Here is a 513-nt window from a genome sequence, read left to right on the forward strand (position 1 = left end):
CTTCTAGTGATTCAAGCTCACTTTGCGAGCCCTGCAGCTTGTCTTTTAGATCACTAACCTGCTTTTCACCTTGTGGTGACGTCGAAACTGGTGGCACGTTTGCTGTCGTTTCAACGGGTTTAACTGGTTCAGGTTTTGGTGGAGTAACAACTGGCGGTTTTGGCGCAGTCGGCTCTGCAACAGGTTTAGGTTTAACCTCTATCTGTTTAACTGGAGCTGGCTTTTCTGGCTTGGGTTGTTTTAGTCGTAACTCATGCGCCTTCATAATGGCAACAGCTTGCTCAGTCGTCGCACTGCGAACTTGCTCTAATGAAGGAACACGAAGACGGCTGCCTGGGATCAGCTCGTGGATGTTTTGATTGTCAAACGCTTGAGGGTTGATTCGATAAATGGCGAGAAGCGTTTGTTGTACCGAGACATTACGTGACGGTCTTAGCTCAGAAGCAATCGACCACAGTGTTTGGTTTTCACCTGTAGGGCCGAAAAAGCGCGAAGGCTGAGTATTCTCAGGTG

General features: G+C 48.5%; 1 protein-coding gene. It reads right to left on the bottom strand.

All coding sequences use genetic code 11. The annotated features are described in order from the left end of the window. The coding region (locus R7Q46_RS30440) for a FimV/HubP family polar landmark protein (RefSeq protein ID WP_318078748.1) at positions 1-513 on the bottom strand (513 nt) is incomplete at both ends.

The organism is Vibrio sp. 811 (assembly GCF_033339195.1).